The 26,209-nt window shown below is 54.9% G+C and carries 31 protein-coding genes and 3 tRNA genes; 9 read left to right on the forward strand and 25 right to left on the reverse strand.

Annotation, left to right across the window (positions count from 1 at the left end; all coding sequences use genetic code 11):
• The first annotated feature begins 15 nt into the window (after positions 1–15).
• From thiT to MTP43_RS09045, 3 genes are all read left to right on the forward strand, one after another.
• Positions 16–582: an energy-coupled thiamine transporter ThiT gene (gene thiT, locus MTP43_RS09035; RefSeq protein ID WP_005923196.1), complete on the forward strand. Its 567-nt coding sequence runs from the start codon at positions 16–18 to the stop codon at positions 580–582.
• Between the two features lie 161 nt (positions 583–743).
• Positions 744–819 (forward strand) — tRNA-Ala (locus tag MTP43_RS09040).
• Between the two features lie 57 nt (positions 820–876).
• A tRNA-Ser gene (locus MTP43_RS09045) sits at positions 877–960 on the forward strand.
• Between the two features lie 122 nt (positions 961–1,082).
• On the opposite strand, the gene MTP43_RS09050 is transcribed toward MTP43_RS09045, so the two are convergent.
• Genes MTP43_RS09050 through MTP43_RS09070 form a run of 5 tightly spaced genes read right to left on the reverse strand, consistent with a single transcriptional unit; the run spans position 1,083 to position 6,804 of the window.
• On the reverse strand, positions 1,083–2,294 hold the full coding sequence (locus tag MTP43_RS09050; RefSeq protein ID WP_113621177.1) for a carboxynorspermidine decarboxylase: 1,212 nt from the start codon (positions 2,292–2,294) through the stop codon (positions 1,083–1,085).
• The gene (locus tag MTP43_RS09055; protein ID WP_005923191.1) at positions 2,294–3,553 is read right to left on the reverse strand and encodes a saccharopine dehydrogenase family protein; all 1,260 of its coding nucleotides are present in this window, start codon (positions 3,551–3,553) and stop codon (positions 2,294–2,296) included. Before MTP43_RS09055 ends, MTP43_RS09050 begins: the two co-directional genes overlap by 1 nt.
• 39 nt (positions 3,554–3,592) lie before the next feature.
• Complete coding sequence (gene speB / locus MTP43_RS09060; RefSeq protein WP_015537819.1) at positions 3,593–4,468, reverse strand: agmatinase; 876 nt, start codon at positions 4,466–4,468, stop codon at positions 3,593–3,595.
• On the reverse strand, positions 4,468–5,325 hold the full coding sequence (speE, locus tag MTP43_RS09065; protein WP_005923185.1) for a polyamine aminopropyltransferase: 858 nt from the start codon (positions 5,323–5,325) through the stop codon (positions 4,468–4,470). Before speE ends, speB begins: the two co-directional genes overlap by 1 nt.
• Before the next feature lie 12 nt (positions 5,326–5,337).
• The gene (locus tag MTP43_RS09070) at positions 5,338–6,804 is read right to left on the reverse strand and encodes an aminotransferase class I/II-fold pyridoxal phosphate-dependent enzyme (RefSeq protein ID WP_015537818.1); all 1,467 of its coding nucleotides are present in this window, start codon (positions 6,802–6,804) and stop codon (positions 5,338–5,340) included.
• Between the two features lie 592 nt (positions 6,805–7,396).
• Between MTP43_RS09070 and MTP43_RS09075 the strand changes: the two genes are divergently transcribed.
• Both MTP43_RS09075 and MTP43_RS09080 read left to right on the forward strand, forming a co-directional pair.
• On the forward strand, positions 7,397–8,119 hold the full coding sequence (locus tag MTP43_RS09075; RefSeq protein ID WP_015537817.1) for a LytR/AlgR family response regulator transcription factor: 723 nt from the start codon (positions 7,397–7,399) through the stop codon (positions 8,117–8,119).
• Between the two features lie 17 nt (positions 8,120–8,136).
• Positions 8,137–9,453, forward strand: coding sequence for a sensor histidine kinase (locus tag MTP43_RS09080; RefSeq protein ID WP_113621179.1), 1,317 nt, complete (start codon positions 8,137–8,139; stop codon positions 9,451–9,453).
• Positions 9,454–9,539: 86 nt separating this feature from the next.
• Here the strand turns inward: MTP43_RS09080 and MTP43_RS09085 are convergent, their stop codons facing one another.
• The 5 genes from MTP43_RS09085 to MTP43_RS09105 all read right to left on the reverse strand — a co-directional run bounded on the left by MTP43_RS09085 (position 9,540) and on the right by MTP43_RS09105 (position 12,903).
• Positions 9,540–9,779 carry a hypothetical protein gene (locus MTP43_RS09085; protein ID WP_005923171.1) on the reverse strand — a complete coding sequence of 80 codons (240 nt, stop codon included), beginning with the start codon at positions 9,777–9,779 and terminating at the stop codon, positions 9,540–9,542.
• Positions 9,780–9,798: 19 nt separating this feature from the next.
• Positions 9,799–10,275, reverse strand: a complete 477-nt coding sequence (locus tag MTP43_RS09090) for a YhcH/YjgK/YiaL family protein (RefSeq protein WP_015537814.1) — start codon at positions 10,273–10,275, stop codon at positions 9,799–9,801.
• A 246-nt stretch (positions 10,276–10,521) separates the two neighbouring features.
• Complete coding sequence (locus MTP43_RS09095) at positions 10,522–12,267, reverse strand: recombinase family protein (protein ID WP_117527428.1); 1,746 nt, start codon at positions 12,265–12,267, stop codon at positions 10,522–10,524.
• A gap of 13 nt (positions 12,268–12,280) precedes the next feature.
• Entirely contained in the window at positions 12,281–12,601 is a 321-nt protein-coding gene (locus tag MTP43_RS09100) for a type II toxin-antitoxin system RelE/ParE family toxin (RefSeq protein ID WP_005923163.1), read from the reverse strand.
• Positions 12,598–12,903, reverse strand: a complete 306-nt coding sequence (locus tag MTP43_RS09105) for a type II toxin-antitoxin system RelB/DinJ family antitoxin (protein ID WP_005923159.1) — start codon at positions 12,901–12,903, stop codon at positions 12,598–12,600. Before MTP43_RS09105 ends, MTP43_RS09100 begins: the two co-directional genes overlap by 4 nt.
• Before the next feature lie 144 nt (positions 12,904–13,047).
• On the opposite strand from MTP43_RS09105, the gene MTP43_RS14510 reads away from it, so the two are divergent.
• Positions 13,048–13,257 (forward strand): hypothetical protein, encoded by a 210-nt coding sequence (locus tag MTP43_RS14510; protein WP_082210850.1) that lies wholly within the window; start codon positions 13,048–13,050, stop codon positions 13,255–13,257.
• On the opposite strand, the gene MTP43_RS09115 is transcribed toward MTP43_RS14510, so the two are convergent.
• From MTP43_RS09115 to MTP43_RS09145, 7 genes are all read right to left on the reverse strand, one after another.
• The gene (locus MTP43_RS09115; protein ID WP_112148024.1) at positions 13,220–13,666 is read right to left on the reverse strand and encodes a hypothetical protein; all 447 of its coding nucleotides are present in this window, start codon (positions 13,664–13,666) and stop codon (positions 13,220–13,222) included. The genes MTP43_RS14510 and MTP43_RS09115 overlap by 38 nt on opposite strands.
• A 32-nt stretch (positions 13,667–13,698) precedes the next feature.
• Positions 13,699–14,301 carry a hypothetical protein gene (locus MTP43_RS09120; RefSeq protein WP_005923153.1) on the reverse strand — a complete coding sequence of 201 codons (603 nt, stop codon included), beginning with the start codon at positions 14,299–14,301 and terminating at the stop codon, positions 13,699–13,701.
• 34 nt (positions 14,302–14,335) lie between these two features.
• On the reverse strand, positions 14,336–14,725 hold the full coding sequence (locus MTP43_RS09125; RefSeq protein WP_005923150.1) for a hypothetical protein: 390 nt from the start codon (positions 14,723–14,725) through the stop codon (positions 14,336–14,338).
• Between the two features lie 281 nt (positions 14,726–15,006).
• Complete coding sequence (locus tag MTP43_RS09130) at positions 15,007–15,471, reverse strand: DUF3592 domain-containing protein (protein WP_005929423.1); 465 nt, start codon at positions 15,469–15,471, stop codon at positions 15,007–15,009.
• A 179-nt stretch (positions 15,472–15,650) separates the two neighbouring features.
• Positions 15,651–16,316 carry a sigma-70 family RNA polymerase sigma factor gene (locus tag MTP43_RS09135; RefSeq protein ID WP_005920704.1) on the reverse strand — a complete coding sequence of 222 codons (666 nt, stop codon included), beginning with the start codon at positions 16,314–16,316 and terminating at the stop codon, positions 15,651–15,653.
• Complete coding sequence (locus MTP43_RS09140; RefSeq protein WP_005920706.1) at positions 16,300–16,701, reverse strand: hypothetical protein; 402 nt, start codon at positions 16,699–16,701, stop codon at positions 16,300–16,302. The genes MTP43_RS09135 and MTP43_RS09140 overlap by 17 nt, the downstream gene beginning before the upstream one ends.
• Before the next feature lie 62 nt (positions 16,702–16,763).
• Entirely contained in the window at positions 16,764–17,129 is a 366-nt protein-coding gene (locus MTP43_RS09145) for a helix-turn-helix domain-containing protein (RefSeq protein WP_005920708.1), read from the reverse strand.
• A gap of 775 nt (positions 17,130–17,904) precedes the next feature.
• Between MTP43_RS09145 and MTP43_RS09150 the strand changes: the two genes are divergently transcribed.
• Together MTP43_RS09150 and MTP43_RS09155 are read left to right on the forward strand one after the other, a co-directional pair.
• On the forward strand, positions 17,905–19,170 hold the full coding sequence (locus tag MTP43_RS09150) for a plasmid recombination protein (protein ID WP_249234764.1): 1,266 nt from the start codon (positions 17,905–17,907) through the stop codon (positions 19,168–19,170).
• Positions 19,171–19,187: 17 nt separating this feature from the next.
• On the forward strand, positions 19,188–19,364 hold the full coding sequence (locus MTP43_RS09155; RefSeq protein WP_223389193.1) for a hypothetical protein: 177 nt from the start codon (positions 19,188–19,190) through the stop codon (positions 19,362–19,364).
• 98 nt (positions 19,365–19,462) lie between these two features.
• On the opposite strand, the gene MTP43_RS09160 is transcribed toward MTP43_RS09155, so the two are convergent.
• From MTP43_RS09160 to MTP43_RS09175, 4 genes are all read right to left on the reverse strand, one after another.
• Entirely contained in the window at positions 19,463–19,714 is a 252-nt protein-coding gene (locus MTP43_RS09160) for a DUF6061 family protein (RefSeq protein WP_005922003.1), read from the reverse strand.
• Positions 19,715–19,866: 152 nt separating this feature from the next.
• Positions 19,867–19,951 (reverse strand) — tRNA-Tyr (locus MTP43_RS09165).
• Between the two features lie 196 nt (positions 19,952–20,147).
• Positions 20,148–21,380 (reverse strand): 6-phosphofructokinase, encoded by a 1,233-nt coding sequence (locus MTP43_RS09170; protein ID WP_005922005.1) that lies wholly within the window; start codon positions 21,378–21,380, stop codon positions 20,148–20,150.
• Positions 21,381–21,464: 84 nt separating this feature from the next.
• The gene (locus MTP43_RS09175; RefSeq protein ID WP_044959951.1) at positions 21,465–22,688 is read right to left on the reverse strand and encodes a 6-phosphofructokinase; all 1,224 of its coding nucleotides are present in this window, start codon (positions 22,686–22,688) and stop codon (positions 21,465–21,467) included.
• Positions 22,689–23,028: 340 nt separating this feature from the next.
• Between MTP43_RS09175 and MTP43_RS09180 the strand changes: the two genes are divergently transcribed.
• Positions 23,029–24,045: a GDSL-type esterase/lipase family protein gene (locus MTP43_RS09180; RefSeq protein WP_249234765.1), complete on the forward strand. Its 1,017-nt coding sequence runs from the start codon at positions 23,029–23,031 to the stop codon at positions 24,043–24,045.
• Positions 24,046–24,119: 74 nt separating this feature from the next.
• On the opposite strand, the gene MTP43_RS09185 is transcribed toward MTP43_RS09180, so the two are convergent.
• The 4 genes from MTP43_RS09185 to MTP43_RS09200 are packed head-to-tail and all read right to left on the reverse strand — an operon-like array spanning position 24,120 to position 26,191.
• The gene (locus MTP43_RS09185) at positions 24,120–24,284 is read right to left on the reverse strand and encodes a hypothetical protein (RefSeq protein ID WP_179860568.1); all 165 of its coding nucleotides are present in this window, start codon (positions 24,282–24,284) and stop codon (positions 24,120–24,122) included.
• 1 nt (position 24,285) lies between these two features.
• Entirely contained in the window at positions 24,286–24,927 is a 642-nt protein-coding gene (locus MTP43_RS09190; RefSeq protein WP_097785861.1) for an ABC-2 transporter permease, read from the reverse strand.
• Positions 24,924–25,769: an ABC transporter ATP-binding protein gene (locus MTP43_RS09195; RefSeq protein WP_249234766.1), complete on the reverse strand. Its 846-nt coding sequence runs from the start codon at positions 25,767–25,769 to the stop codon at positions 24,924–24,926. Before MTP43_RS09195 ends, MTP43_RS09190 begins: the two co-directional genes overlap by 4 nt.
• A 2-nt stretch (positions 25,770–25,771) precedes the next feature.
• The gene (locus tag MTP43_RS09200) at positions 25,772–26,191 is read right to left on the reverse strand and encodes a GntR family transcriptional regulator (protein ID WP_330221012.1); all 420 of its coding nucleotides are present in this window, start codon (positions 26,189–26,191) and stop codon (positions 25,772–25,774) included.
• Between the last annotated feature and the right edge of the window lie 18 nt (positions 26,192–26,209).

The raw sequence follows: 26,209 nt of genomic DNA on the forward strand, positions 1-26,209 counted from the left end.
AGGAATCTTTTCATCATGTCCAAAACCTATTCCAAGACCCGTATTCTGGTGGAATGCGCCCTGATGATCGCCATTGGCACGGTGCTTTCCAACATCAAGTTCTTCACCATGCCCAACGGCGGCAGCATTACCCTGCTGAGTATGCTGCCCTTTGTGCTGGTGTCCTTCCGCCACGGTGCAAAGTGGGGACTATTCACCGGCTTTGTAAACGCCTGCCTGCAAATGATCATGGGCTTCTACCCTCCTCCCGCTTCCACCTTCCTCTACTTCCTCGGCGAGGTGCTGCTGGACTATGTGCTGGCCTTTATGGCACTGGGTCTGGCCGAGCTGTTCGCCCGCCCCTTCAAGAACCGCACCGTGGGCGTAGCCGTGGGCACCTTTGCCGCCGGTTTCCTGCGCTTTATGTGCAGCTTTTTGTCCGGCGTGCTGGTGTGGGGCAACCTGAATGATGGTCTGGCCGCATGGACTTACAGCCTGACCTACAACGGCAGCTATATGCTGCCCGAGACCCTGCTCACCATGGTGGCCGCTGTGCTGCTGTGCCGTGTGGCTCCGCAGATCTTTGACCGTCAGGCACGCTAAGGCGTAGTTTTTCCCAAAAGAGCACTCCCCCGCTTTTTCGATCCCCGCCGGGTACACGCCCTGCGGGGATCTTTTGCTGCAAAAAATTTTCAAAAAACTGTTGACAAGCGTCCCTCCGGCTGGTATAATTACACACGTCGTCAGGCACAAAGCATACATCTGGGGGTTTAGCTCAGCTGGGAGAGCGCTTGCATGGCATGCAAGAGGTCACCGGTTCGATCCCGGTAATCTCCACCAGAAACAAAAAGCACTACACAGAAATGTGTGGTGCTTTTTTGTTGACGCCAAACGAGTGAGGGTTTAGCTCAGCTGGGAGAGCGCCGTGCATGGACTGCAAGAGGGTCACCGTGATCAGAATCGGCCCGGTAATCTCCACCAGAATGAAAGCACTACACGGAAACGTGTGGTGCTTTTTTGTTTTATCTGCCGTTCACCTTACGTCCCCTTTCATGAAAAAAGCGTTTGTCGCAGCCCGCAGGCCGTGACAAACGCTTTTTATTTTACTGTGCGCCCAAGCGCATTTTGAAGTCCTGATAGCCAAAGTGCACCAGCTCCCGGCAATTGCCGTCTGCGCCCAGCAGCCAGATAGGCGGCAGGGGCATCCCATTGAAGGTGTTGTTCTTGCAGGTGGTGTAGATGGCCATATCGCCGAAAATGAGCTTATCGCCCTCGGCAAGGGGGGTGTCAAAGCTGTAATCCCCGATGATATCCCCCGCAAGGCAGGTGGGGCCGCCCAGCCGGACGGTGTGCGCCTTCTCTCCTGCCTCGCCGGCGTCCAGCAGCGGCGGGCGGTAGGGCATCTCGATGACATCCGGGGTGTGGCAGGCTGCGGACATATCCAGAATGGCAAGACTGGTATCCCCGTTGCGCAGGGTGTCCAGCACGGTAGTGACCAGATAGCCTGCATTCAGCGCCCAAGCCTCGCCGGGCTCCAAATACACCTGTACGCCGTACTTCTGCCGCACCGAGAGGATGCAGTTTTCCAGCGTAGCAAGGGCATAGCCCGGGCGGGTGATGTGGTGTCCCCCGCCGAAATTGAGCCACTGCATTCTGGGCAGCAGGTCGGCAAACTTTTTCTCCACTGCGGCCAGCGTTACCGCCAGCGCATCGGCGTCCTGCTCGCACAGGGTATGGAAGTGCAGACCGTCCAACAGGGCGGGCAGCTCCGGGTGCGCTGCCACAGCGGCGTCCCACTGAGCACGGGTGGTGCCCAGACGGCTGCCGGGGGCGCAGGGGTCGTAAATTTCATGACCCTCCTGCGTGGAGCACTCCGGGTTGATGCGCAGACCGATGCTTTTGCCCGCCGCCTTTGCCGCCGGGCCGAACTTTGCCAGCTGGCTGGGCGAGTTGAACACGATGTGGTCGGCGTATTGCAGCAATTCCTCAAACTCATCTGTCCGGTAGGCGGCGCAGAACACATGGTTCTCCTTCTCCGGCAGCTCTTCCCTGCCCAAGCGGCTCTCGTACAGGCCGCTGGCCTCGGTACCTGCCAGATAGGGTGCCAGCACCGGGTAGACGTTAAAGTTGGAAAAAGCCTTCTGCGCCAGCAGGATGCGGCAGCCGGTGCGCTGCTGCACACCCAGCAGGATCTCGCCGTTGCGGCACAGTTGGGCTTCGTCCAGCAGATAGCAGGGGGTGGGCAGGCGGTGCAGCTGCGCCTCGGACAGGTTTGCCAGCCCCGCAAAGGGCGGGCGGCTGTCGCGCACCCGCATCAGTCCACCAGAGCCGGGTTATGGCTCTCGGAGCGGGGCAGGCCGTACTTATCCAGTGCATCCAGATACGGATCGGGATCAAACTCCTCGACAGTGTGCACGCCCTTGGTGGTCCACTTGCCGGTGAGCAGCATCAGGGCACCGCACATGGCGGGCACGCCGGTGGTGTAGCTGATAGCCTGAGAGCCCACTTCCTTGTAGCACTCCTGATGGTCGCAGACGTTGTAGATATAGTAGGTCTTATCCTTGCCGTCCTTTTTGCCGGTAAAGATGCAGCCGATGTTGGTCTTGCCTTTGGTACGGGGGCCAAGGCTGGCGGGGTCCGGCAGCAGAGCCTTGAGGAACTGGATGGGCACAATCTCCTGTCCGTTGAAGTTGACAGGGGTGGTGGACAGCATGCCCACGTCCTCCAGACAACGCATGTGGTCCAGATAGCTCTGGCCAAAGGTCATGAAGAAGCGGATGCGCTTTGCCTCCGGGATGTTCTTTGCCAGAGACTCGATCTCCTCGTGGTGCAGCAGGTACATATCCTTGTCGCCCACCTGATCGAAGTTGTACTCCCGCTTGATGCTCATAGCCGGGATCTCTACCCAGTGGCCGTTCTCCCAGTAGCTGCCGGGAGCGGACACCTCGCGCAGGTTGATCTCCGGGTTAAAGTTAGTGGCAAAGGCATAGCCGTGGTCGCCGCCGTTGCAGTCCAGAATATCGATGGTGTCAATGGTATCGAACTCGTGCTTTTTGGCATAGGCACAGTAAGCCTGGGTCACACCCGGGTCGAAGCCGCTGCCCAGCAGGGCGGTCAGGCCGGCTTCCTCGAACTTTTTGGCGTAGGCCCACTGCCAGCTGTAATCAAAGTAGGCAGAGAAGCCGGCCTCCTTGCAGCGCTTCTCGTAGATGGCGCGCCACTCCGGGTCATCGGTGTTCTCGGGCTCGTAGTTGGCGGTGTCCATGTAGTTGACGCCGCAGGCAAGGCAGGCGTCCATGATGGTCAGATCCTGATAAGGCAGGGCGATGTTCATCACGAGGTCGGGCTGGTAAGCCTTGATGAGGGCGATGACCTCCTCCACCTTGTCTGCGTCCACCTGTGCGGTGGTGATCTTGGTAGTAGTGGTGGGAGCCAGCTCAGCAGCCAGCTTATCGCACTTTGCCTTGGTACGGCTGGCGATGCAGATCTCGGTGAACACCTCGGGCACCTGGCAGCACTTATGGATGGCAACAGAGGCCACGCCGCCGCAGCCGATGATCAGAACTTTGCTCATGTCGGTTACTCCTTTATCTGTAAAATGGTAGGTTCGTATTTATACCTGAAAGCCCGGCCAGCCCTTGTCCAGCGCGATCAGGGTCTCGCGCAGCACCTTGCAGGCGGTGGCGGTGGAAACGCCGGTGGTGTCCAGCGTGGGGGCAAGCTCGTTCAGGTCTGCACCGATGATGTTGGCCTTGGTCACAGTGCGGATGGCCTCCAGCAGCTGCAAAAAGCTTACGCCGCCAGCCTCCGGGGTACCGGTGCCCGGGAAGCAGGAGGGGTCAAGGCAGTCCAGATCGATGGTCAGGTACACCGGCACCTTGCTCTCGCACAGCTGTGCGGTCAGCTCGGCAAGGCCGGTAAAATCGAACTTGTGCATCTCGGTGTGCTGGGCAGCAAACTCAAATTCTGCCCGGTCGCCGCTGCGGATGCAGAACTGATGGATGTGGCCATCCCCTACCAGCTCGTGGCAGCGGCGCAGCACACAAGCGTGGCTGAGCTTCGCGCCCAGATAGTCGTCCCGCAGGTCGGCGTGGGCGTCGAAATGGACGATGTGCAGGTCGGGGTATTTCTTCACCGCAGCACGCACCGCACCCAGCGTGACCAAATGCTCGCCACCCAGCAGCAGCGGGAACTTGCCGTCCTTCAAAATTTCCTCTGCCCGGGCCTCGATATCGGCCAGTGCCAGCTCGCTGGAGCCGAAGCACAGCTCCAGATCGCCGCTGTCGAACACATCAAAATCGGTCAGGTCGGCGTTCTGGTAAGGGCTGTAAGTCTCCAGACCGTAGCTCTCGTGCCGGATGGCCGCCGGGCCGAACCGTGCACCGGGGCGGTAGCTGGTGGTGGAATCGTAAGGCGCACCGTACAGCACGATGCTGGCGGCGCGGTAGCTGCTGTCGCAGCCGATAAAGGTCTCAACGTTGGGGTGCATCAGTGTTCCTCCACTTCCCGCAGCATCTCCTCCAGAAAAGCCGGCAGGTAGAATGCTCCGATATGCAGTTTGGTGGTGTAGTAGCGGGTGCGCATATTCAGCGCCTTCCACGATTCAGCGTCCAGATCATCGATGGGATGGTATTTTTTGCTTGCAAAGCCGAACAGCCAGTACCCTGCCGCAAAGGTGGGGATATGCGCCTGATACACCCGGCTGATGGGGAAGGTGGATGCAATGCGCTTGTGGCTGCGCTGCATGGCGCTGGCGTCCTCGGCGTAGAAGGGGCTGCCCTGCTGGTTGACCATGATGCCGTCCTCTTTCAGGGCGTTGAAGCAGCTGCCGTAGAACTCGCGGGTGAACAGACCCTCAGAGGGGCCGAAGGGGTCGGAGGAGTCCACAATGATAAGGTCGTACTCCTCCTCGCAGCGGCGGATATACTTCAAGGCATTCTCAAAATAGATATGCACCCGACGGTCATCCATACGGCAGGCATTGCTGGGTAGGTAAGCGCGGCAGGCCTCCACCACCTGCGGGTCCATCTCCACAAGGTCGATGCGCTCCACACGGTCGTAGCGGGTCAGCTCCCGCACCACGCCGCCGTCTCCGGCACCGATGACCAGAATATCCTTGGCTTCCTTGTGCACCGCCATGGGCACATGGACGATCATTTCATCGTAGATGAACTCATCGCGCTCGGTCAGCATCACGTTGCCGTCCAGCGTGAGCACCCGGCCGAACTCCGGGGTCTCAAAGATATCAATGCGCTGATAATCGCTCTGCTTGGAGTAGAGCTGCTTGTTCACACGAATGCTGTGCTTCACATCCGGGGTGTGAAACTCTGAAAACCAAAATTCCATCTCTTTCCCTCCTTATGCCAGAACATTCAGGTGCAAAATTTCGGGGTCCTCCGGGCCGGTCATGCTGCAGCCCTTGGCCTTGGCGTACTCGATGTAGTTCAGGATCTCCTTGGTGATGCGCTCGCCGGGTGCAAGGATGGGGATGCCCGGGGGATAGCACATGACGAACTCGCTGCACACCATGCCCTCGGTCTCCCGCAGGGGCAGGCTCTTTTTGGGGGCATAGAAGGCCTCCTGCGGGCTGGCAGCCACCACGGGGTCGATGTATTCCTGACTCAGCAGACCCGAGCCATCGGTGCGGTAGCGGCGCTTGATCTCGGCCAGCGCACTGACCAGACGCTCCACCTCCTGCGGGCGGTCGCCGATGGACAGGTAGGCAAGGATGTTGCCGATATCGCCGAACTCGATCTGAATGTCATACTCGTCCCGCAGGATGTCGTAGACCTCGATGCCGGCAAGACCAATATCCAGCGTATGGACGCTGAGCTTGGTGGTGTCAAAGTCAAAAACAGAATCGCCGTTGCACAGCTCCTTGCCAAAGGCGTAGTAACCGCCTACGGCGTTGATCTCCTCGCGGGCGTACTCGGCAATGTCTGCCACCTGATGGAACACCTGCCGTCCCCGCAGCGCCAGATTGCGGCGGGAGATATCCAGACTGGACATCAGCAGGTAGCTGCCGGAGGTAGTCTGGGTCAGGTTGATGATCTGGCGCACATAGCCCGGGTGCACGTTGGGACCGATGAGCAGCAGGCTGGACTGGGTCAGGCTGCCGCCGCTTTTGTGCATGGAGACCGAGGCCATATCCGCGCCCGCCGCCATGGCAGAAACCGGCAGGCCGCCGCCAAAGTAGAAGTGGGTGCCGTGGGCTTCATCCGCAAGGCAGAGCATACCGGCGTCGTGCGCCATTTTTACGATGGCACGCAGGTCGGAGCAGATGCCGTAGTAGGTGGGGTTATTCACCAGCACAGCCACAGCGTTGGGGTGCTCCTTGATGGCCTTTGCCACCTGCTCCCGCTTCATGCCCAGCGAGATGCCCAGGCGCTTATCCACCTCCGGGTTCACATACACCGGCACCGCGCCGCACAGCACCAGCGCGTTCAGCACGCTGCGGTGCACGTTGCGGGGCAGAATGATCTCATCGCCCCGCTTGCAGGCGGTAAGTACCATGCTCTGCACGCTGCTGGTGGTGCCGCCCACCATTAAAAAGGCGTGTGCCGCGCCAAATGCATCAGCGGCAAGCTCCTCAGCTTCCCGGATGACCGACACCGGGTGGCAAAGGTTATCCAGCGGCTTCATACTGTTCACGTCCACGCCCACGCACTGCTGACCCAGAAAAGCGGTCAGTTCCGGGTTGCCGCGGCCTCGCTTGTGGCCGGGCACGTCAAAAGGCACCACCCGCATCTGCCGGAACCGCTCCAGCGCCTCGTAAATGGGCGCACGGCGCTGATCCAGCCGGGAACGCGCTTTGTTCTCGTTCATCATTTCCTCCGTCCCTGTTCTTCTTTTTGCACAACAAAAAAGCGCAGACACTGCACAAATCTGCAGACCTGCGCTTGGAGCAGCTTTTTCCGCGCTGATAAAGCACCCAGCCGTAAGTGCCGGTGCTGCGCGTTATTCGCGATCCAAAAAGACGGGGTGATGAGAGTCTATATAGCAACTACACTTTTACTACTCTTATTGACCGTTTCACAAGTCTGCGCATAGGCTGCGCAATTTCATGGTTGTAAAGGAACCAACTTATAAAATTTGAGCTTCAAACTCAATCAATAATGGCAGCTTGCGCCGCCGGTCGGCAGTGGACCCGGCTGTCCGTATGGCCTTAGCCCCGTTTGGGCGGTCCCGAGTAAATTGCTTTGAAAAGACTCTGCAAGGCGGCGTCTCTCAAAATCAACAAAAGAATAACATGATTCGCCCCGTCTGTCAACCAAAACTTTTTGGCAGTCGCCCGCTGCAGATGCGCAGGGCGGCGCTCGGCGCGCAAAATGGAGCGTTTTGTGCAAAAAAGCAGATGCCCTTCCCGCCGCAGTATGCTATAATAAAGGAACAATGAATGGAGAAAGAGGGTGTATGGATGGCACTGCCAATCGCCATCGTAGAGGATCAGACCCCGGACGCCCAGCGGCTGGAGGAGTTGCTGCAACAGCAGCTGCCCGAAGCCGAGTGCACATGGTTTGCCTGCGGGGATGATTTTCTCCGTGCCGCAGCAGAGCCCGGCTTATACGCCGTGGTGTTTCTGGATATCTGCATGGCGGGCACCAACGGCATCGAGACCGCCCGCCGACTGCGGCAGGCCGACCCGGAGGTGCTGATCGTATTCGTGACCTCCTCGCCGGAATATGTATGGGATGCCTTTCCGGTGCACCCCTTCGATTACCTGCTCAAACCCTATCAGGAGGAAAAATTCGTGCACCTTGCCGCCGAGCTGCGGCGGGCGCTGCGTTGTAAGGAGCCGGAACTGGAGATTCGCATTGCCCGCCAAAGCATTCAGCTGCCGCTGCGCAAGGTGCTGTATGCCATTGCCCGGAACCACTACGTCCTTATCACCACCGAGGATGGTGAGTACCGCGCCATGTGCAGCTTTGCGCAGATCGAAGAAAAGCTTACCGCACGGGAAAACTTTATGAGCTGCAACCGAGGCGTTATCATCAACATGGACAAGGTGCTGCGGTTCGGGGAGGACTGCATCGAGATCTTGGACGGCACCCGCCTGCCGGTACGGCAGAAGGATAAATGCACTCTGCTTGCCCACTTTACACAATACCAGTTCCGCCACATGCGGCAGGAGCTGCACTGAGGAAAGGAGCAGCCGCCATGGATCTTGCTCTGTTCGGCCGTTATTTTCTGGATTTTGCGCTGCTGTATCCCAGCGCGTTTCTGTGTCTGGCATCCCTATGGGAAAAGCTGCGCACCCCCAGGCGCACCGCCTGCATCGCTGCCGGATGCATCACCCTGCTGTGCATCGGCTGCGCCGCGCTCTGCGCCGTGTTCGGGCTGAACAGCAATTCTCTCCTGCCCGCCATCGTGCTGGTCTCCTTCTGGCTGCTGCGCTGGCGGGTAACGCCGGAAGTGACCGTAAGCCAGACCGCGTTTCTGTTTTCCATCTCTGCCGTGATGATGGCGGTGTGTTCCCTGCTGTCGACGCTGCTCAACGCCCAGACCGAGATCTCCAACCCACAGACCGTCTGCCTTGCCTCCACGGCGCTGCTGCGGCTGGGCCTTGCCGCGATGCTCACCGTGCTGTTCTGGTTCACCGCCGTGCAGTGGAGCCGGTGGCTGCTGCGGGAGTACAGCGGTGAAGCCTTCTGGCAATCTGCGTGGCCGCTGCCCGCCCTCTATGCCGTTTTTCTGGTATACTGTATGCCGCTGAACCCCGCCGTGGTGCTGGTCGGGCGGCTGAAGATCATCTCGGTGCTGGCGGTATCCATCTCGCTGTTCGGCATCTTTCTGCTGCTATACGAGATGTACCGCGTTGCCCGGGAGTTTACCCGCAATGCCCGGCTGGACCGGGAAAACCAGCTGCTGGCCATGGAATCCCGCCGGTACATGGAGTTACAGACCTATCTGGACAACACCCGCCGTCTGCGGCACGACTTCCGGCAGCATCTGCATGTGATTGCCGGACTGACCGAGACCGGGCAGCTGGAGGAGCTGAAAAGCTATCTGCACCAGTATGAAAGCGAGCTCAGCGAGCACCGCCCCAGCCTGTGCGCCAACGCCGCCGTGGATGCACTGGCCGGATATTACGACCATGCAGCCGGGCAGCAGAGCGTTCCTGTGGAGTGGAAGCTGGCACTGCCTCGGCAGCTTCCCATGCCGGAGGCCGACCTGTGCACCATTCTGGGCAATCTGCTGGAAAACGCCCTGCACGCCAGCCAGAAGCTGCCGCCGGAGCAGCGCCGGGTGCAGGTGATGGCGCAGATGCTCAGTCCCGCCATGCTGGGGCTTGTGGTGGAGAACCGTTACGACGGCATGCTGAAAAAACAGCAGGGCATCCTGCGCTCCACCAAGCACGAGGGCACCGGCATCGGGCTGGTATCTGCCGAGACGGTAGTGCACAAATATAACGGCAATCTGCATCTGGAGACCGAGGAGCAGATCTTCCGGGTGAATGTTCTGTTAAATCTGTAACCACCGGCAGGCCAACGTGAAAGCGTTCACAAAAAAAGCAGCGCCGTCCTTTGCAGAGAGGTTTCTCTACGAAGGGCGGCGCTGTATTATTTTTCAAGCTTCTCCGTGCTTTTTTGTGCGGCTTCCAGCTCGTCCACCCGCTTTTGCAGGGCGGTGATCTTATCGTCCATTTTCAAAAATGTCCAGACCAGAACGGCCAGCACCAGCGCGGGAGGAACGACCATCCACAGGGACTGCTGACACCAGAGCAGCAGCGAATAGCCGCCGAATACAGTAAAAATAAATACGGCAAACAGACTTGCAGCCAGTACAGCAAAAAATCCCATACAGAAAGTCTCCTTTCAGTTATTCTTCCGTTTCTTCCTCGTCCGGGTCCAGCTCAATGCTGAACACGGCTTTTTTCAGCTTTCCGCAGCCCTGCGCCTTCAGGCCGGATTTATACGGTTCCCCTGCCAGATACAAGGCAAAGCGTCCCTCGCACAGCATTCCGGCAATGCTGGTACCGGCAGTGCCTACGGTGGTGTCGGCGGCTTCATCGGTTGGCTTGGTGGGCGTCAGCTCCGCAAGGCTTACCTCAAACAGCTCACTGCCGTCCAAGTCAGTCTCCAGCGTAATGTGATTGTCGTGCCGCTGGAACAGTGCCTTGTCGGAGGTCTGGGGCGTGACGGTGCTCACGGTGACCACCGCCTTGTCCCCATCGATGCGGGTGCGCCCGGCAGGCAGGGTGGTGATATCCCGCGCCATGATGTACTCGATCACGGTGTCCAGATTGTCGCTTACGCCCAGATAGTTGGGCAGGTTGTTCAGGGTATCGTAGATCATAGAAAAAGTCCTCCGTCTGTGTTGTTTCAGTTACCTGTATGGTATCACAGGTCAGGGACAGATGCAATATGTGTGCGGGCAGATGTCGCGAGCCGCGCAGAAAAGGAACCCGGGTCGCGGCTCCCAGCGGCTGCATCGTGCCTTGGGCGGCACGCGCATCCTGCTGGCCGCAGCCCCAACAGCTCCTCCCTGTTTCTGCCGCTGGCAGCGGTCGTCGCTGTTGCACAGGGGCTTTCCCCCGCCGGACTATTCGGCGGGTCGATGCTGTTCGAATCCACCCTTGCAGCCCCTTTTCAAGGCAGATAAAACAGAAACTCCAGTACCCGGTTCGGATACTGGAGTCCTTGGTGGGCGCGTGTGGATTGCGCGAGCCGCGCTGCTAAAAACAGCCCACTGGGCTGTTTTTGCGCTGTCTTCTGCGACAGCGCCGCAGCTGTTCGAATCCACCCTTGCAGCCCCTTTTTCAAGGCAGGTAAAACAGAAACTCCGGTACCCATTGGATACCGGAGTTCTTGGTGGAGCGAAGCAACCCAAATCCGAACCATTGCCCTCTGAGGCATCTTTGGCGGCAATTTCATTGAAAGAGATGGTTTTTGTGCCGTCTTTGTAGTTGAATGCAATCAAAACTTTTTCATCATAGAGATAAACAGCATTCACGAATGTATTGATAAGCGTCTCACGGTGGCTTTTCACGTTCGGGTCGAGTTTGCGGAACCGGGTCAGCCAGAAACGAACCTGATTTTCGCTTAACCGTGGCCGAGCGATTTTTTCTTCGGCGATCCGAACCTCAAGTTCTTTCTGCTGGGCTTCCAGCTTTTCCAAACGCGACTTGGTGGAATTGGTCAGCACACCAGCTTGAATGGCGTTCAGCATATTTTCAATGCCGTTCTCCACCTCGCGCATCTGCTTTTCCAGCAAAGGGAGTGTGGTGTTTTCCTGTTCCTGCAACTCCATGACCTCTGCAACGATGGCATCAATCACGGCATCGTCTTGAATCAGCTTCATGGTTTCAGCTATGACCAAATCTTCCAGCCACTCTTTACGGACGGTCTTTTTCTTGCAGGTCTTGAAACGCTTCGCGGTGGCGCACTTATAATAATGATGAACGATCTTGTTTCTACCCGTACCGCACTCGCCGAACATCATCGCGCCGCACATTCCGCAGAACAGCTTGGTGGTGAGCAAGTAATCGTCCTCGGCCTTGTGACGGGCAGGAGCGCGGCTGTTCTTCTTGATTTTTTGCTGCACTTCTTCAAACAAGTCCTTGTCCACGATGGCCGGGATACTGTCGGGCATCACAATGTCCTTGAAGTGGTTTTCTCCGATGTACCGTTTGTTCGTCAACAGCGTCTGAACACTGTTGTAGGTGAACTTCTGGTTGCGGTTGGTAGTCACACCGCTGTCGTTCAGCCAGTTCATCAGCTCCTTCATGGTCGCACCATCGTTGTACCGCTGGAAGGCTTCTACCACAAAGGGAGCTTTCAGCGGGTCGACTTGAAAGAACTTCTCCTCATCCACCTTAAACCCAATGGGAATCGTGCCGCCGTTGTACTTGCCCTTCAGAACATTCTCGGTCATGCCGCGCACAACTTTTTCAGAAAGTTCTGCCGAGTAGTATTCAGCCATGCCGGTGAGCATACTCTTGACCATGATACCCGCAGGGCTGTCAGAGATAGGCTCCGTGGCAGATACCAGCTTGACATGATTTCGTTCCAACTGGTACTCATAGTGGGCCGAATCATAACGGTTTCGGGCAAAACGGTCAAGTTTCCAGACCAGCACAATGTCAAACAACCGTTTCTCGCTGTCCTTGATCATCTGCTGGAAATCCGGGCGGTTGTCGGTTTTGGCAGAAAGGGCGCGGTCAATGTAGTGCTTGACCACGGTGATGCCGTTCTTTTCGGCATAAGCCGTACATTCACGAATCTGGCCTTCGATGGATTCCTCACGCTGGTTATCGCTGGAATAGCGAGCATAGATCACGGCGGTCATGCGAACACCCCTTTCACTTCATTCTCCGCAGGCGGCGCACAAGGTCGGATGCACTGTACAGCACACGAGCCACCGACACGGCATCCTCGCCCACAATGTAGAACACCGAGTAGTTGTCCACCAGCATCTGCCGCAGCCCTTGGGTGCGCTCCGGCTCACTTTCCACCAGCGCACATCGTTCCGGCAGGATGTCCAGCGACTGGATGGCTTCTGCAATACGATTATACTGCCCCATAGCCGTGTCAGGCTCCAGCAGACGGTCAGCAATATAGCTGTAAATCTGCTCCATGTCGCTGAGGGCTGTATGGGAAATTTTTACGTCATACTGCTTCATCTGTGCTGTTCCCTGAACTGTGCGAATGCGCTTTCCGCATCAACAGTATCACCGTTTTGAATCTCTTTGATGCCCACCTGCAAGGCTGCATGAAGCTGATCATCGGTCATGGTGTCAGCGTTCAGCGCAGCCGGAGCCTTCGGCAGGGACAGCGAGAACGGAATGCCACCGGTCAGAGTGATTTGACGCAGGTACATATCAATAGCCGTTGCCATCGGGATACCCAGCTGCTTCAGCACATCTTCGGCTTGCTGTTTGACGCTGGGGCTGACCCGGACGTTCAGCATCATCGATTTTTCCATAGTTATCACCTCGGATTTATTGTAATGCTTTTTGCATTACAAGTCAATCGAGTGCGAAGTCGCAATTGAAATTCTCTGTATTACACAATATATTCGTCGTTAAATTGTTTAAAACGCAGAATATTCATTCGTTAGAATAAATCTTTGGAGTACGCCCAGTTTGTGCTGGGTGGTGAGATTGAGCATTATCTCTCACTCAGCTGTGACCATGGCAGATTTAGAGGATTGACCTTTAATTGGAATATACAGATAAAACCGACAGCCCTCTACTTGCAGTCGTTGCAAATAGAGGGCTGTCTATTATTAACTACGCATTTTAACAATGATTTTTCTTTTCAACAAGCATTCCGATAATAAACGAAAGTAGGAAAACGAGCAGCCAAATCAAAACTCCGTAGTGTGCCTTGAGCTGCCATACTTTTCCTATATACATATCCGGCGTGATTTTTGTGGCGTTTATTTTGATAATAAAATCGCCCAACACTTGTCCGATCAAAATTCCTGTCCAGTTTCCAGCTGTTGTGATAAGAGCTGCTCTATACATTTCCAGAAAACAGAAAGTAACAGATGCAACCCATAAACACAAATAATAATGGGCTGCTGTCCATTCAAACAAGTAGACTTCATGAAACACTGTTTGAGAAAGAAGATAGCACACCACATATGCTAAAAATACGATCAGCAAAAATCCGAGACAAGTTTTCTTTTTTGATGCTGTGTTCTTCATACGGCTTTTGAATCCTATTCCAATGTGTACTGCCATCTTTGCGTTTCATTATAAAACAGCTTGGCTGCTTACTTCGATACTATTTCGACAGTTGGCATTTTGCCTTCCAATCCGAGTTCGTCATCTTCTGCAACTCTATAATTGGTAACATTTATTGAATACATATAATCTGAAATATTTGGATTTTCTTCATCGTCTGGAAGTTCAACTTCAAAAGTCTCAAACTCAAACACATAAGCTGTTCCTTCAATAAGTTCACCAGTTAAGTCTTTCTGGAAATGAAGCAAAAATGGTCTGTCCTGAAAGAAGTGAACAACTGCAACCGTTTTTCCCGGCAGCGCATAGTAATCGGGCAGGAGTTGCTCAACAGTAGCCGTAAAAGAACCCGAAAACTGTGCAAAATGCTTTTGGCTTTCGGTCATTTGCTGTTTCCCGTCATTATACCCTGCCTCGTAACCAGCGGCATAGCCTTCTTCGTATTCTGCATTGTGCGCATCTGAACTTTGAGCATTATTTCCGCAGCCAACCAATGTAAGTATCAGCACAAGGCCAAGAACTATTGTAGCCCTCTTTTTCATATTGTTTCCTCCTTCCATGTTTTCCTTCGCCTTTATCGGACTTTTCCACAGCTTTTGCAAAATCGTCGAGAAAAAGTTCTGTATCTTTTTCATTCGTACCACTTTACCCCATTATTAGAATTGAAAATTAGTAGCCCTTTGATATAAATAAGTAAACGATGAATCCACCCCACAAAACAACTTCAGCAATTATCAAACACTTCAAGTGTTGCTGCAATTTTTCGGGGTCAATTTCGCCTTTTTTCAGAAAATCATAAATTGAATTTCGCAATTTATCTATGTCTTCCTGCTTGATTTCCAGTTTCAAATAAAAATTTTTCCCGAAAAGGAGCTGGTGCATCCCATAATATATTGAAAGCAATATTAAAAATGAAGTAATACTTACAAGCGCTGGCTGGGTCCAGCTTATTGTCATACCTTCTACCGATGTAAGATTTCTATAAAAAACAATATCACTTAAACCAGCTACAAACAACAGAAAATTCCAAACCAAAAATGTATATAAAGTTTTCTTCATTGTCTATACCTTCTTTCACTACTGCCCACATTGCTGGAAATATCAAACGCCTACTTTATTTTTATGCCCTCATTTTTTACAAATCATCAAACCTTCCCGCCTTGCTTTTTTGTTTAGATAACGAAATTTAAGCCTGATTTATTTCGTTTGTCCACAAAATTTTTCAAAATCGTATAGATGCACATAAACTTCCTGGAAATTTGTAGCACAATCGCAATCTTCTTTTAAATAAACACGCTATAAGGATAAACTTTTTGTTTTACCTCGATTGAAAGCCATCTTTAGCTTTCTGGTTTGAGAACTGTACTTCGGGCCGGATTCTTTGGGTCTACTAGAATTTTTATTGGTGCCCCTTTCGGAATACATGGATTGAACCAAAACCACTGCGACTTTCCATTATAGGTTTCACCTTTAACTTTATACTGATAATGTACCACATATGGATAGATTACATCTTCATCGGCAAGGTGGTAGGTACTCATATGAAATTTTATATGTACTCGTTTTGTTGCTGTAACCTTTCCGATGATTCTTGTTCCATTTTTCAAAAGTTCTGCCTTTTTATAGTCGGAAATAATCGCCAATCCGATAATTATACCTGCTACAATCCATGCTAATATCGCAGCCACCCAAATACCAGACTTACACGCTCCAACCGATATAATTGCCGCCACGAACATTCCGACATATGCCAGTGTATGAATAAGATCTTTTGAAAAAAACATTTTATCTCGTGTAATTTTCATAAAACGGCATCCTCCTCAAATCCTACAGTCGGTAATCAGCAGCTTCGTGAAATCAACGTTCCTTAGATACTTAGATTTAATCCTATTTTGTTTCATCCGTCTACAAAATTTCTCAAAATCGTATAGCTGCACATAAATTTCCAGAAAACTTGTAGCACAATCACGATTTTTCTTTTCACTCAGATAAACCACCACGGCAATTCCAGCCACAGGTTATCCATAGCCTGTTCCTCGGTCTTTTTGGCGCGGCCTTTTGTCAGGTGAAAGTATATCGCCGTGCCGATCAGCGGATGCTCCTCGCCATCGGTGAAGCCATAGCGATACAACAGATAGGTCTGTTCGCGCTGGGTCAGCCGTTTCAGACCATCGTACAGTTCCCGGCGCGATTCCTGCTCTTCCATAATGGTCTGCGGCTGCATGGCGTAGGGGTCGGCTATGGCTTCGATGCGCCGCAACTGCTCTTCTCCCGGCAGAACATCGTCCAGCGAAACGCGCTGGTAGCAGATACCGTCCTTATCCTCCGTCACCATCCGCTGCTCAAAAGCAGTAAAGGCATCCCGCACCATGTCCATCATGGCATTATGAATGGCAGGAGCCGCATAGGTCAAGAACTTCATGCCGCGCGCTGCATCGAACTTTGGCACGGCCTTCCACAAGCCCATATTCCCTGCCTGTTTCAAATCGTCCGTGTCAAGGTTCAGGCCGGACTGTGCCAGATTCATGCTGCGGAAAAGGTCATTTGCCGCCTTGCCAATAAAGGACTTGTTGTTGTCAATCAGGCTGTCCAGCGCGGCAGCATCGCCTTTCTGCGCCAGCGCACAAAGCCGTTCATTCGTCTGCTTCATGGGCGTTTTCCTGCTCTGCGGCAGACTGCAAGATTCCCAGCAGACCGTTCCGCAGCTGTTCCAGCGCTTCCGGCGTAGCTCCTTCCATGCCCGAAACGCTGTCCAACATTGCATCTGTCAACTGCTCTGCCGTAATCGTTGGGTGCTGCACATCCTGCCCTTTAGTCAATTCGGTGAACATCTTCTCTGCCACTTTCTTGCTCATGGCTTCCTGTTCGGCGTAATGGCTCCCGATACCCTTTTTGATTTCCTTGACCGCCGCCATGAAGTACATTTCAATGTCATCAAGATCACCTTGATACACCGGCTTTCTCCGAAGGCTGATGTCCTTTGCAGCTTTGGCTGCCTCCGGGGTCTTGACCCTTGTGCGCAGCAGGGTGCTCAATGTCGTGAGTATGGCGTTCTGTGCTGCGATGCCGGAAGCAAAGGTATCATCAAAATACTGCGCTATGCGGAAGTAAGCTCTGCAAAGCGAGCGTTTTCCAGCAGCAGGTTGACCACCTCTGTATTGACACGTCCTGTGTAGAGGTTCTTTGCAGCTTCTACGGACAAGCCCAGTTCGGCAATGTCGTAATTTTTGCGGTCGGGGATGTTGGTTTCTCCCAGCAGAAAATCCGTGGACACGTTGAACAGCCTTGCAATTTTCAGCACCTGCTCATGGGTCAGGGTTCCTTTTGCGCCACTGATAAAACGGCTGATAGTGCTTTTAGAGCAGCCGATTTCCTTGGCAAGCTCCGGTTGGCTGATGTTGTGCTCTTTCATCAAGTCCGCAAGACGGACGTTGGACGGTGCAGGCAGATATTCCTGTGCCATGTGATCGGCCCTCCTTTTTGAGCTTTTTCCTCATTATAATACGCTCTGCCGTTTTGTTCAATATACGGTTACCTCTCCACCCTTGCTGTTGCAGCCCTGCAACCAGTAAGGGCATTTTTCTTTTTCCGTTGCAGTTCTGCCGCTTTTTCGCCTTTCCTGCAAAATTTCCCGTATATTCAGGCATGAAGCAAAAACACCAGAGTTCCCACTTTGGGGTCTCTGGTGCAGTACATAACATCGCCCTGCCCGGTGGCCGCAGGGTGCGGGGTTTCGTGGGCATTGAGCCGCTTGTCCACCCCTGTCCGTAAAAAGTGCATTTTTTCACGGAAGAAGTTCGCACAACCTGTACGGTCTGTACTTGTACGCACCCGTACGGCGAATCGAAGCAAATTAAAACGTGTTATCGTTTTTATTTTAGATTTCCGTACGCCGTACAGACCGTACAGGTTATTTGAAGTCCGTACGCAATTTTTTCAGATGCGTACGGAGCAATCAAGTTCGCATTGTGCGAACTTGTCGGGGCGAGGCCCCTCCATCTTGCTGGCGCAAGACCGTTCGGTCACTTAAAAGCCCCACTGGGGCTTTCATTGCTTCGCAAACGTGAACTCGATTAACTCTCCCGCAGGAGACGTTCTCCCTCGGAGAGTCCTCGAAGAACCCACTACACTTTGCAGCCCATAGGGATGAAAGTGTCATAGTGGGTTATTACACTTCCGCAGAAGTGCATCTCCGTTCCCCGTCACCTCTCGACGAACCTTGAAAGGAGGGATGCCCTTTGGCAAGAAATGATGGCATTGACCGCACCAGTGTCCGAAATCTCGCCGTTTCAGACAAAGCCGTTGGCAACACCCAGCAGCACAACGAGCGCGAAAAGGACAGCTACCGGAACCCCGACATCATCCCCCAGCGCACTGCATGGAACATCCACTTCAAAAAGCCAACCGCCAGCTACACCGACCTATTCGCCCAACTGGAAGCCGCCGAAACCATCTCCACGCGCGGCCTGAAGCCGGATGCTACCCACTACTGTGAACTTGTCTTTGATGTCAACTCGGCCTACTTTGACAACCACGGCGGCTACGAGTTCGCCAAGCAGTTCTATGAGGATGCCTACAAAGCAGCCTTTCAGATCGTGGGTGGTGAGCAGTATATCCTCTCGGCAGTCATGCACGCGGATGAGATCAACCACGCCATGACCGAAGCACTGGGCCGGGAGGTCTACCACTACCATCTCCATGTGGTCTATGTGCCTGTGGTGGAAAAGCAGATCCTCTGGTCGAAACGCTGCAAGGACAAGGCACTGGTCGGCACAGTCAAGGAGACCGTCATGCAGGTCAGCCGAAGCAAGAAGTGGGCTTCCAAGCCCATGCTGGACGATGCCGGAAAGCCTGTCCTGCAAAAGAGCGGCAAGCCAGTCCTGAAGAAGTCGTACAGTGTCCTGCAAGACGATTTCTTCCACTATATGCGCAACGCCGGGTACACGGATGTAGAGCGCGGTGAGCGCGGCAGCACCGAAGAACACCTGACCGTCACCCAGTTCAAAGTCCAGCGGGAGCAGGAACGTCTGGACAGCCTGACCGCCCAAGCCGACCAAAAGGCGCAGTCGCTTGCCAAAACCAGTCAGACCCTCTCCAAAAAGGAGAATGAACTTGCCGCTGTGCAGAAAAAGGCCACGCTCACGAAAGAAGCCCTCATTCATGCGCGCGATCTGGATTATATCGGCAAGCGCACCTTTCTCGGTAACTACTCGCTGACCGAAGAAGAATTTTCCAAGCTGAAAAAGCAAGCCGACCACGGCTATATGATGGACGTGGAGAACCGCCGCTTGAAAGAAGAACTTTCCACCGCCAAGAAGGAGGCCGTTCGTTGGAGCAACAAGTACCACGACCTGTGGTACGAGGTGAAACCCTATCTGGATGCTCTCCACCGTGCGCCCGAACTGGTGCGTGGCTTTCTGGAAAAGATTCTTGCCCCCAAGCAGGAGCTCACCATGAATGTGCAGCAGCGAAACCGCAGGCGTGGGCAAGATATGGAACTTTGATTTTCGGAGGATACCATTTGAACAAAAAGAAGAAGTCGAACAAATCCGGCTACCCGGATGAAGCAATCAAGACCCTTGCGCGTTGCTTTTATCCCTCCATGGTTGAGTTTTTCAACAGCGAGGAAGGCCAGCGTGAATATGAGGAATGGCTGAAAGAGCAGGAAGTTCTACAAGCCTTGCCTGTTGCAGCATAAAAACAGCAGGACGCTCCCAGTAAAGGGAACGCCCTGCCTTATATAGATGTATCTCACCGAGGTGTGTCCAGTTGGGCACACCTCTTATTTTTTTGCCCTTAATCTTCTAACCCATGGCTCCCGGCTGCATTTTTCAAATATTCCTCTGGGTCACCGTTCAGAATCAAATCGGCATAGCTCAGCGGGTCATTGTAGATAAGGTAGTCCAATTCCGTCTGCTGTGCCATAGTCACATTCAGTGCATCCTCGACCCCGGTGCAGCCGATGGAAATTTTTCTCCCATCTTGGAGAGTCAACTCCACACACCCGGTATCCATGTTAAACTTGCAGGCTCTTTCATCGTACTTCATAATCGCATCCTCCAATTCTCGTTATCGGCTTACGGTCTATGACAAGGCATCAGAGTTTTGCGCCGTCCACGGGAGCCTTCATTGTTGTACCCGAAGAAAACGAAAAATCCGAACCCTTCTCCAATCGGAAACAGGTTCGGATTTTTCTTGTTTGGTGGGCGCGGGTGGATTCGAACCACCGAAGCTGAAAGCAGCAGATTTACAGTCTGTCCCCATTGGCCACTCGGGAACACGCCCATATTCATTTTTGCAGTCGTTTGGACTGCCTGTATATGTTACCACTGAAAGCGCAATTTGTCAACCCATAATTTGGGCTGGGCGCAAAAAAAGAAGAAATAAAGGCAGAGATCACAAAAGCCCTCCCGCTCGGGTGCGCTTTACAGCGTCCGGGCGGGAGGGCTTTTCAGCCTGACAAAAACAGGTCAGGAGAAAATCACTTCTGGTTCTTCATGTAGATGTGGTGCGGCAGACCGGCGATGTACAGCGGGGTCAGCTCGGCCTGAATCAGCGGACGGGCGTAGTCTAAGAAGTCCTCGGTCATCTGGGTATGGTTGTTGTTCATCCAGCTCAGGGGAACCTTCTTTTCCAGGTTGGCGACCTCGCTGATGGGATGCAGCTCGGTGGTGCACTGGTAAGGATTGTTGGAGATGCGCTTCAGGGCAACCATCTGGCCGGTAACACCCTCAAAGGCTGCCTTGGCGGCAGCACCACCCACCTGATAGGCCTCGGTGATGTCGGTGCGGCTGGTCAGGTGACCGGCGCAGCGCTGCAGGGTGGAAAGCTCGATGCAGCGGGTCTTGGTGTCCAGATTGCGGGCCACCACATTGGCCAGATACCGTGCGGTACCGGTCAGCGCCTTGTGACCGAAAGCATCCACGGCGTGCACGTCGTCCGCCAGCTCACAGACATAGCGGCCATCCTCCAGCTTTACGCCCTCGGAAACGGCAATGACGATGCTGGGCTTCTTTTCCTGCATCACACGCACCTTTTCCACAAAGCGCTCCACGTTGAAGGGAACCTCGGGCAGGCAGATCATGTCCACGCCCTCGCAATCATCGCTCTTGGCCAGTGCGGCGGCAGCGGTCAGCCAGCCGGCATTGCGGCCCATGATCTCCACCACGGTAACGTACTTGGTGCCGTACACGGTGGCATCGCGGATGATCTCTTTCATCACAACGCCAATGTACTTGGCGGCAGAGCCGTAGCCGGGGGTGTGGTCGGTGACCATCAGGTCGTTGTCGATGGTCTTGGGCACACCCATAAAGCGAATGTCACTGCCAACGCGCTGGCCATAGTCAGCCAACTTGCCGATGGTGTCCATGGAGTCGTTGCCGCCGATATAGAAGAAGTAACCGATGTTCAGCTTTTCCAGAATGGCGAACAGCTTTTTGTACACCGCCTCGTCATCCCGCCAGTCGGGAAGCTTATAGCGGCAGCTGCCCAGAAAGCTGGACGGGGTGCGCTTGAGCAGCTCGATGTCCAAGTCATCGGTCAGCAGGGTGGAAAGATCCACCACCCGCTCCTCCAGCAGACCGGCAACACCGTTGCACATACCGTACACGATGTCTGCGCCGCGGTTCTTGCAGCTTTCAAAGACACCCGCCAGACTGGCATTGATGACAGAGGTGGGGCCGCCGGACTGACCGACGATTGCATTTTTTCCCATGATGATTTCTCCTTTTTTGTTTTTTCTGTTTCGGCTATAAAAACGTGCAGTCGCACGAAAACAGACGCGGAAGGGAAAGGCAGATCACAGACGGATGTGGCGGGGGGTACCGTTCACATACACGGGGGTCACCTCATCCAAAATCAGCGGACGGGCGTACTCCTCAAAAGCTTCGGTCACCTGCATCCCGTCCGGAGTGATCCATTCCAGCGGAACCTTCTTTTCCAGATTTGCCACCTGCTGCACATCCACAGACTCGGTGATGCACTGGTACGGGTAGTTGGAGACCCGCTTGAGGGCGATCATGCGGCCGCTCTCGCCTGCAAAGGCAGCAGCGGCGGCGGCACCGCCAACGGCGTAGGCCTCGTTCACATCCGTGCGGCTGGCCAAATGGCTGGCGCAGCGCTGCAGGGTGGAGAACTCGATGGCACGGCTCTTGCACTGCAGCTTGTCGTGGATGAGCTCCGAAAGGTAACGGCTGGTGCCGCTGAGGATGGCCTTGTGGCCAAAAGCGTCCAGCTGGCCGGCGGTGGACACCAGATCGCACAGGTAAGTACCGTCTGCGGTCTTTACGCCCTCGCTGGCTGCGATGATAACGTTGGACTTTACCCGCTGCAGCTCGTCCACCCGGGCAAGGAACTTGTCCTGATCAAAGGGCACTTCTGGCAGCAGGATCAGGTCGGGGCCTTCGCAGTCCTCGCCGCCCGCCAGACAGGCCGCACCGGCCAGCCAGCCTGCGTGACGGCCCATGATCTCGGCCACCGTCACGCTGCGGATGTTATACACCGAGGAGTCGCGGATGACTTCCTTTAAGATGGTAGCAATGTACTTTGCGGCAGAACCGTAGCCGGGGGTGTGGTCGGTGAGGCACAGGTCGTTGTCGATAGTCTTGGGCACACCGATAAACCGCACATTGCTGCCCACCTGCTGCCCATAGCGGGACAGTTTTGCGATGGTATCCATCGAGTCGTTGCCGCCGATGTAGAACACGGCACAGATGTCGTACTTGTCAAACAGGGTGAACAGCTTGACGAACGGGGTGGCATCGGTGTCCGGGTCGGGCAGCTTGAAGCGGCAGCTGCCCAGATAGCTGGACGGAGTACGCTTGAGCAGCTCGATGCTCATGCGGTCGTCCAGCAGGACGTTGAGCTCCAGCAGCTCTTCCTTGAGCAGACCCTCGATGCCGTACTTCATGCCGTACACCTTGTCTGCACCCAGACTGCGGGCGGCTTTGTATACGCCCGCAAGGCTGGAGTTGATCACGGCGGTAGGGCCGCCGCTCTGACCAATGATGATATTCTTGGCCATGGAAACCTCCTTCAGATCATATAAAATGTGTCCGCTGCCGGGCAAACGGCTTTCCGCACCGTCCGGTAAAGTGGTCTGTCGGCCCTGCACTGCCAACGGACCGGGACGGCAAAACAGCCATCTGCCGCAACTGACACAAAAATATTTGCAGCTTGTGTATTTGCTTTTTGTAAAATGTGCAAAATAAGCTGCAATTCTATTGTACCCGTTTTGCCTGTTGTATGCAAGACCCAATTGGTTGCACAGGCAAAAAAAATATGATAAAATGGGTGCGCACTCCAAAATTACCGGGCAGAAGCACCTGCCTGTTGGGATAAATGCAGAAAGCTGGACAGAGAATATGGGCATTTCACACGAGTATCATTCGGCACCCCGGCGGCGCACACGCGGGGGCATCGGCGGCAAGCTGCGGCTGGTGGGGGTCATTGTGGCCATCCTGCTGGTCGCCTATGCGGTGACCGCTATCTTGGAAAAAGGAACCGTTGAAGAGGACAGCACCCCGCAGACCGGCGCAGGCGGCATTGCACAGAACATTCTGGCACCGCTGCCCATGCAGGGCGAGGCGGCTTCCGGCAGCGGCAGCGAGGGTGCAGCCGATAGCAGCGGCACGGCGCAGGCGGTACAGCTGGAAAGCTTCGGCCCTGCCCGGCAGACCGACGGTGCCTATACCATTAAGGCTTACGACGCCAGCGTCATCCGGCAGCCGGCCTGCGGTCAGGTAGACCTGAGCTATTTTTCGGACGCCGCCTTTCTGGGCGACAGCCTGACGGTGGGCTTCTCGGACTATCAGATCAATCTGAGCGGCGCGCTCATCTGCGGCTATACGGGTGTGGGGCCGGACGCCATCGTCAACCGCGCCGCCGTCAAGAGCCCCACCCGCGGGCAGGAGATAGCGCTGGATGTGCTGGCAGCGGCGCAGCCCAAAAAGCTGTATATCCTGCTGGGCACCAACACCTTGACCACCTTGGGCGCCGCCGACCGTTTTCTGGCCTACTACGGCCAGATGCTGGACGAGCTGCGCCAGACGCTGGGCGAGGACTGCATTATTTATGTGCAGTCCATCCCGCCGGTACGGCCTGCGGCAGCGGAAAAGAAGCCGGGGCTTGCCTCGGACGTGCTGCGCGGCGTGAACGAGCAGCTGGCACAGCTGGCCGCCAGCAAGGGCTGCGTTTATCTGGACCTGTGGGAGGCGCTGGCTGACGGCGAGGGCAACCTGAAGGAGATGATTGCCGCACCGGACGGCGTACACCTTTCGGCCGGCAACGGCTACGGTGCATGGGTCACCTACCTGCGCAACCACGCAAAATATTCCGCAAGTAACCCGTGGATCATGGGCAGCGCTTACAGCGCAGAATAAAAAACAAAAAGCAAGTGCACCACATCTTCATCAAAAGCGTTGGCTTTTGAAAAGGTGGTGCACTTGCTTTTTTATTACTTTTTATCTTTATCCTGTGGGTCATCCAGCCCTTTGAACATCACCATGCCCAGACTTGCAAAGCTGGCGCCCAGCGCAAAACCGACTGTTCCCAGCGACACGCTGAACAAAACGCCCATGGCAACGCCGAACAGGATGCCCGCGAGCTGACTTTTCTTCATTTTACTGCTCTGCCTTTCCGTACCATGCAACGGACAGCCGCCACGAGGCAGCATACAGCGCCAGCGCCGCCGCCAGCACGACCACTCCCACCAGCGCAGAGCCATGGGCGGGTAGGATGCTGTTCAGCAGAATCCCACCGGAGGACACCGTAATGCCCATCAAGGCTCCCAGCATACCAATGCAAAGATAATACACATATTTTGCCTTCTCGTAGCCAAAGCGGTAGGTCAACGGCAGCAGGATGATGTTGCCCAGCAGGGTCAGCATCGCCACCTGAAGCAGAGTCGCCACGGTGAGCTTCACCGTCACTGTACCCCAGAGCAGCTGTGCTGCTGCCAGCGCCGCCATACTCAGCAGCTCCGCCAGCGCCATACCGCACAGACCAATGAGGTATTTGCCGCCCACCAGCTGCTCTTTTGTCACCGGCAGGGCGGCACTGCAAACGCTGAACCGGCTGCTCTGGTCGTAAGCCAGTAAGGACATTGGCGACAGCCCCAGCAAAAGCCCGCCGTACAGCATAAAGAAATTAGAGCCTTCCTTCATGAAAAACGTTCCCATCAAGATCATGGCTACCGATGCCAGAATGATCCATCTGGTGTAGCTCCACATCTGATAGGCATCCTTTAATAGCAGACCCTTCATTGCACATCCTCCCCTTTCACCATCAACACAAACAATTCCTCAATGCTTACCGGGGCAAGCTCTGCTCCGGCGGGCATTGCGTCCCGGCGCACAAGCGCCTCTGCCCCGTAGGGGGTGACCCGCTTGCCGTACACCCGTACATCCAGTGCCGCCAGCTGCGCCGCCGTGCCGTGCCACAAGGCATATTCTTCCCGCAAAGCATCTTTTTCTTCGCACAGCAGCAGCCTGCCCTTGTGCAGGAATGCAATGGTATCGCACAGCTTTTCCAGGTCGCTGACAATGTGGGAGGAAATGAGGATGGAGCGTTCTTCATCCCGGGCAAAATCCAGCAGGATATCCACCACTTCATCCCGCACCACCGGGTCCAGCCCATTGGTGGCTTCATCCAGCAGCAGCAGCTTTGCGTGGTGGGAAAGCGCCACCGCAATGCACAGCTTCCTCTGCATTCCAGCGGAGTAATCCTTATACTTTTTGTCCGGCGGCAGGTCAAATTTCCGGCAAAACGCCGTGTAGTCACCAGCGTCCCAGTTGCGGTAGATGCCCGCCATCACCTTGCCCACCTCCACAGCGTTCAGGCACTGCGGAATGCCATCGCTGCCCAGCACCACGCCGATCTCCTCCTTGGCACGGACAGAAGCGGTGCGGCTGTCCCTGCCAAGAATGGTCACGGTGCCGCCGTCCCGCTGCACCATGTCCAGGATCAGCCGGATGGTGGTGCTTTTGCCCGCCCCGTTTTCGCCGATCAGGCCACAGATGGTGCCGCCGGGCAAGGTCAGGTCCAGCGGCCCAAGGGTAAAGTCCTTATAGTGCTTTGTAAGCCCCTGCAGTTCCAGTGCGTTCATATTCAGCCCTCCCATAGCAGTTCCAGCATCTCCCGCAGTTCTTCCCTGCTCAGCCCGCAGGATGCGGACAGGCGGACGGCCTCGGTAAGATGTTCTTCAATCTTTTTCAGGTTTTCTTCCCGCAGCAGCTCGGTGTTTTTCGGGGCTACAAAAAAGCCCTTTGCCGGTACTGCGTAAAGAAAGCCCTCTTTTTCCAGTTCATCGTAGGCGCGCTTGGTGGTAATGACGCTGATGCGCAGATCCCGTGCCAGCCCCCGGATGGAGGGCATAGCTTCGTCCGGCTGCAAAGCCCCGCTGATGATCTGCTGCTTGATCTGATTGTAGATCTGGTCATAGATGGGCGCGCCGCTTTTGTTGTTGATAAACAGTTCCATCGGCTGCTCCTTTGACACTTGTGTTTCGTCTGTATATGCACAGTATATACAGTAGATACGGATTTG

Origin of the sequence: Faecalibacterium sp. IP-1-18, assembly GCF_023347355.1 — a bacterium.
Lineage (GTDB): Bacteria > Bacillota > Clostridia > Oscillospirales > Ruminococcaceae > Faecalibacterium > Faecalibacterium prausnitzii.

What these genes read in the sequence shown, in the direction of transcription:
- thiT (WP_005923196.1), top strand. Translation starts at nt 16, where the DNA reads ATGTCCAAAACCTATTCCAAGACCCGTATTCTGGTGGAATGCGCCCTG.
- MTP43_RS09050 (WP_113621177.1), bottom strand. Translation starts at nt 2,294, where the DNA reads ATGCGGGTGCGCGACAGCCGCCCGCCCTTTGCGGGGCTGGCAAACCTG.
- MTP43_RS09055 (WP_005923191.1), bottom strand. Translation starts at nt 3,553, where the DNA reads ATGAGCAAAGTTCTGATCATCGGCTGCGGCGGCGTGGCCTCTGTTGCC.
- speB (WP_015537819.1), bottom strand. Translation starts at nt 4,468, where the DNA reads ATGCACCCCAACGTTGAGACCTTTATCGGCTGCGACAGCAGCTACCGC.
- speE (WP_005923185.1), bottom strand. Translation starts at nt 5,325, where the DNA reads ATGGAATTTTGGTTTTCAGAGTTTCACACCCCGGATGTGAAGCACAGC.
- MTP43_RS09070 (WP_015537818.1), bottom strand. Translation starts at nt 6,804, where the DNA reads ATGAACGAGAACAAAGCGCGTTCCCGGCTGGATCAGCGCCGTGCGCCC.
- MTP43_RS09075 (WP_015537817.1), top strand. Translation starts at nt 7,397, where the DNA reads ATGGCACTGCCAATCGCCATCGTAGAGGATCAGACCCCGGACGCCCAG.
- MTP43_RS09080 (WP_113621179.1), top strand. Translation starts at nt 8,137, where the DNA reads ATGGATCTTGCTCTGTTCGGCCGTTATTTTCTGGATTTTGCGCTGCTG.
- MTP43_RS09085 (WP_005923171.1), bottom strand. Translation starts at nt 9,779, where the DNA reads ATGGGATTTTTTGCTGTACTGGCTGCAAGTCTGTTTGCCGTATTTATT.
- MTP43_RS09090 (WP_015537814.1), bottom strand. Translation starts at nt 10,275, where the DNA reads ATGATCTACGATACCCTGAACAACCTGCCCAACTATCTGGGCGTAAGC.
- MTP43_RS09095 (WP_117527428.1), bottom strand. Translation starts at nt 12,267, where the DNA reads ATGACCGCCGTGATCTATGCTCGCTATTCCAGCGATAACCAGCGTGAG.
- MTP43_RS09100 (WP_005923163.1), bottom strand. Translation starts at nt 12,601, where the DNA reads ATGAAGCAGTATGACGTAAAAATTTCCCATACAGCCCTCAGCGACATG.
- MTP43_RS09105 (WP_005923159.1), bottom strand. Translation starts at nt 12,903, where the DNA reads ATGGAAAAATCGATGATGCTGAACGTCCGGGTCAGCCCCAGCGTCAAA.
- MTP43_RS09115 (WP_112148024.1), bottom strand. Translation starts at nt 13,666, where the DNA reads ATGGCAGTACACATTGGAATAGGATTCAAAAGCCGTATGAAGAACACA.
- MTP43_RS09120 (WP_005923153.1), bottom strand. Translation starts at nt 14,301, where the DNA reads ATGAAAAAGATACAGAACTTTTTCTCGACGATTTTGCAAAAGCTGTGG.
- MTP43_RS09125 (WP_005923150.1), bottom strand. Translation starts at nt 14,725, where the DNA reads ATGAAGAAAACTTTATATACATTTTTGGTTTGGAATTTTCTGTTGTTT.
- MTP43_RS09130 (WP_005929423.1), bottom strand. Translation starts at nt 15,471, where the DNA reads ATGAAAATTACACGAGATAAAATGTTTTTTTCAAAAGATCTTATTCAT.
- MTP43_RS09135 (WP_005920704.1), bottom strand. Translation starts at nt 16,316, where the DNA reads ATGAAGCAGACGAATGAACGGCTTTGTGCGCTGGCGCAGAAAGGCGAT.
- MTP43_RS09145 (WP_005920708.1), bottom strand. Translation starts at nt 17,129, where the DNA reads ATGGCACAGGAATATCTGCCTGCACCGTCCAACGTCCGTCTTGCGGAC.
- MTP43_RS09160 (WP_005922003.1), bottom strand. Translation starts at nt 19,714, where the DNA reads ATGAAGTACGATGAAAGAGCCTGCAAGTTTAACATGGATACCGGGTGT.
- MTP43_RS09170 (WP_005922005.1), bottom strand. Translation starts at nt 21,380, where the DNA reads ATGGGAAAAAATGCAATCGTCGGTCAGTCCGGCGGCCCCACCTCTGTC.
- MTP43_RS09175 (WP_044959951.1), bottom strand. Translation starts at nt 22,688, where the DNA reads ATGGCCAAGAATATCATCATTGGTCAGAGCGGCGGCCCTACCGCCGTG.
- MTP43_RS09180 (WP_249234765.1), top strand. Translation starts at nt 23,029, where the DNA reads ATGGGCATTTCACACGAGTATCATTCGGCACCCCGGCGGCGCACACGC.
- MTP43_RS09185 (WP_179860568.1), bottom strand. Translation starts at nt 24,284, where the DNA reads ATGAAGAAAAGTCAGCTCGCGGGCATCCTGTTCGGCGTTGCCATGGGC.
- MTP43_RS09190 (WP_097785861.1), bottom strand. Translation starts at nt 24,927, where the DNA reads ATGAAGGGTCTGCTATTAAAGGATGCCTATCAGATGTGGAGCTACACC.
- MTP43_RS09195 (WP_249234766.1), bottom strand. Translation starts at nt 25,769, where the DNA reads ATGAACGCACTGGAACTGCAGGGGCTTACAAAGCACTATAAGGACTTT.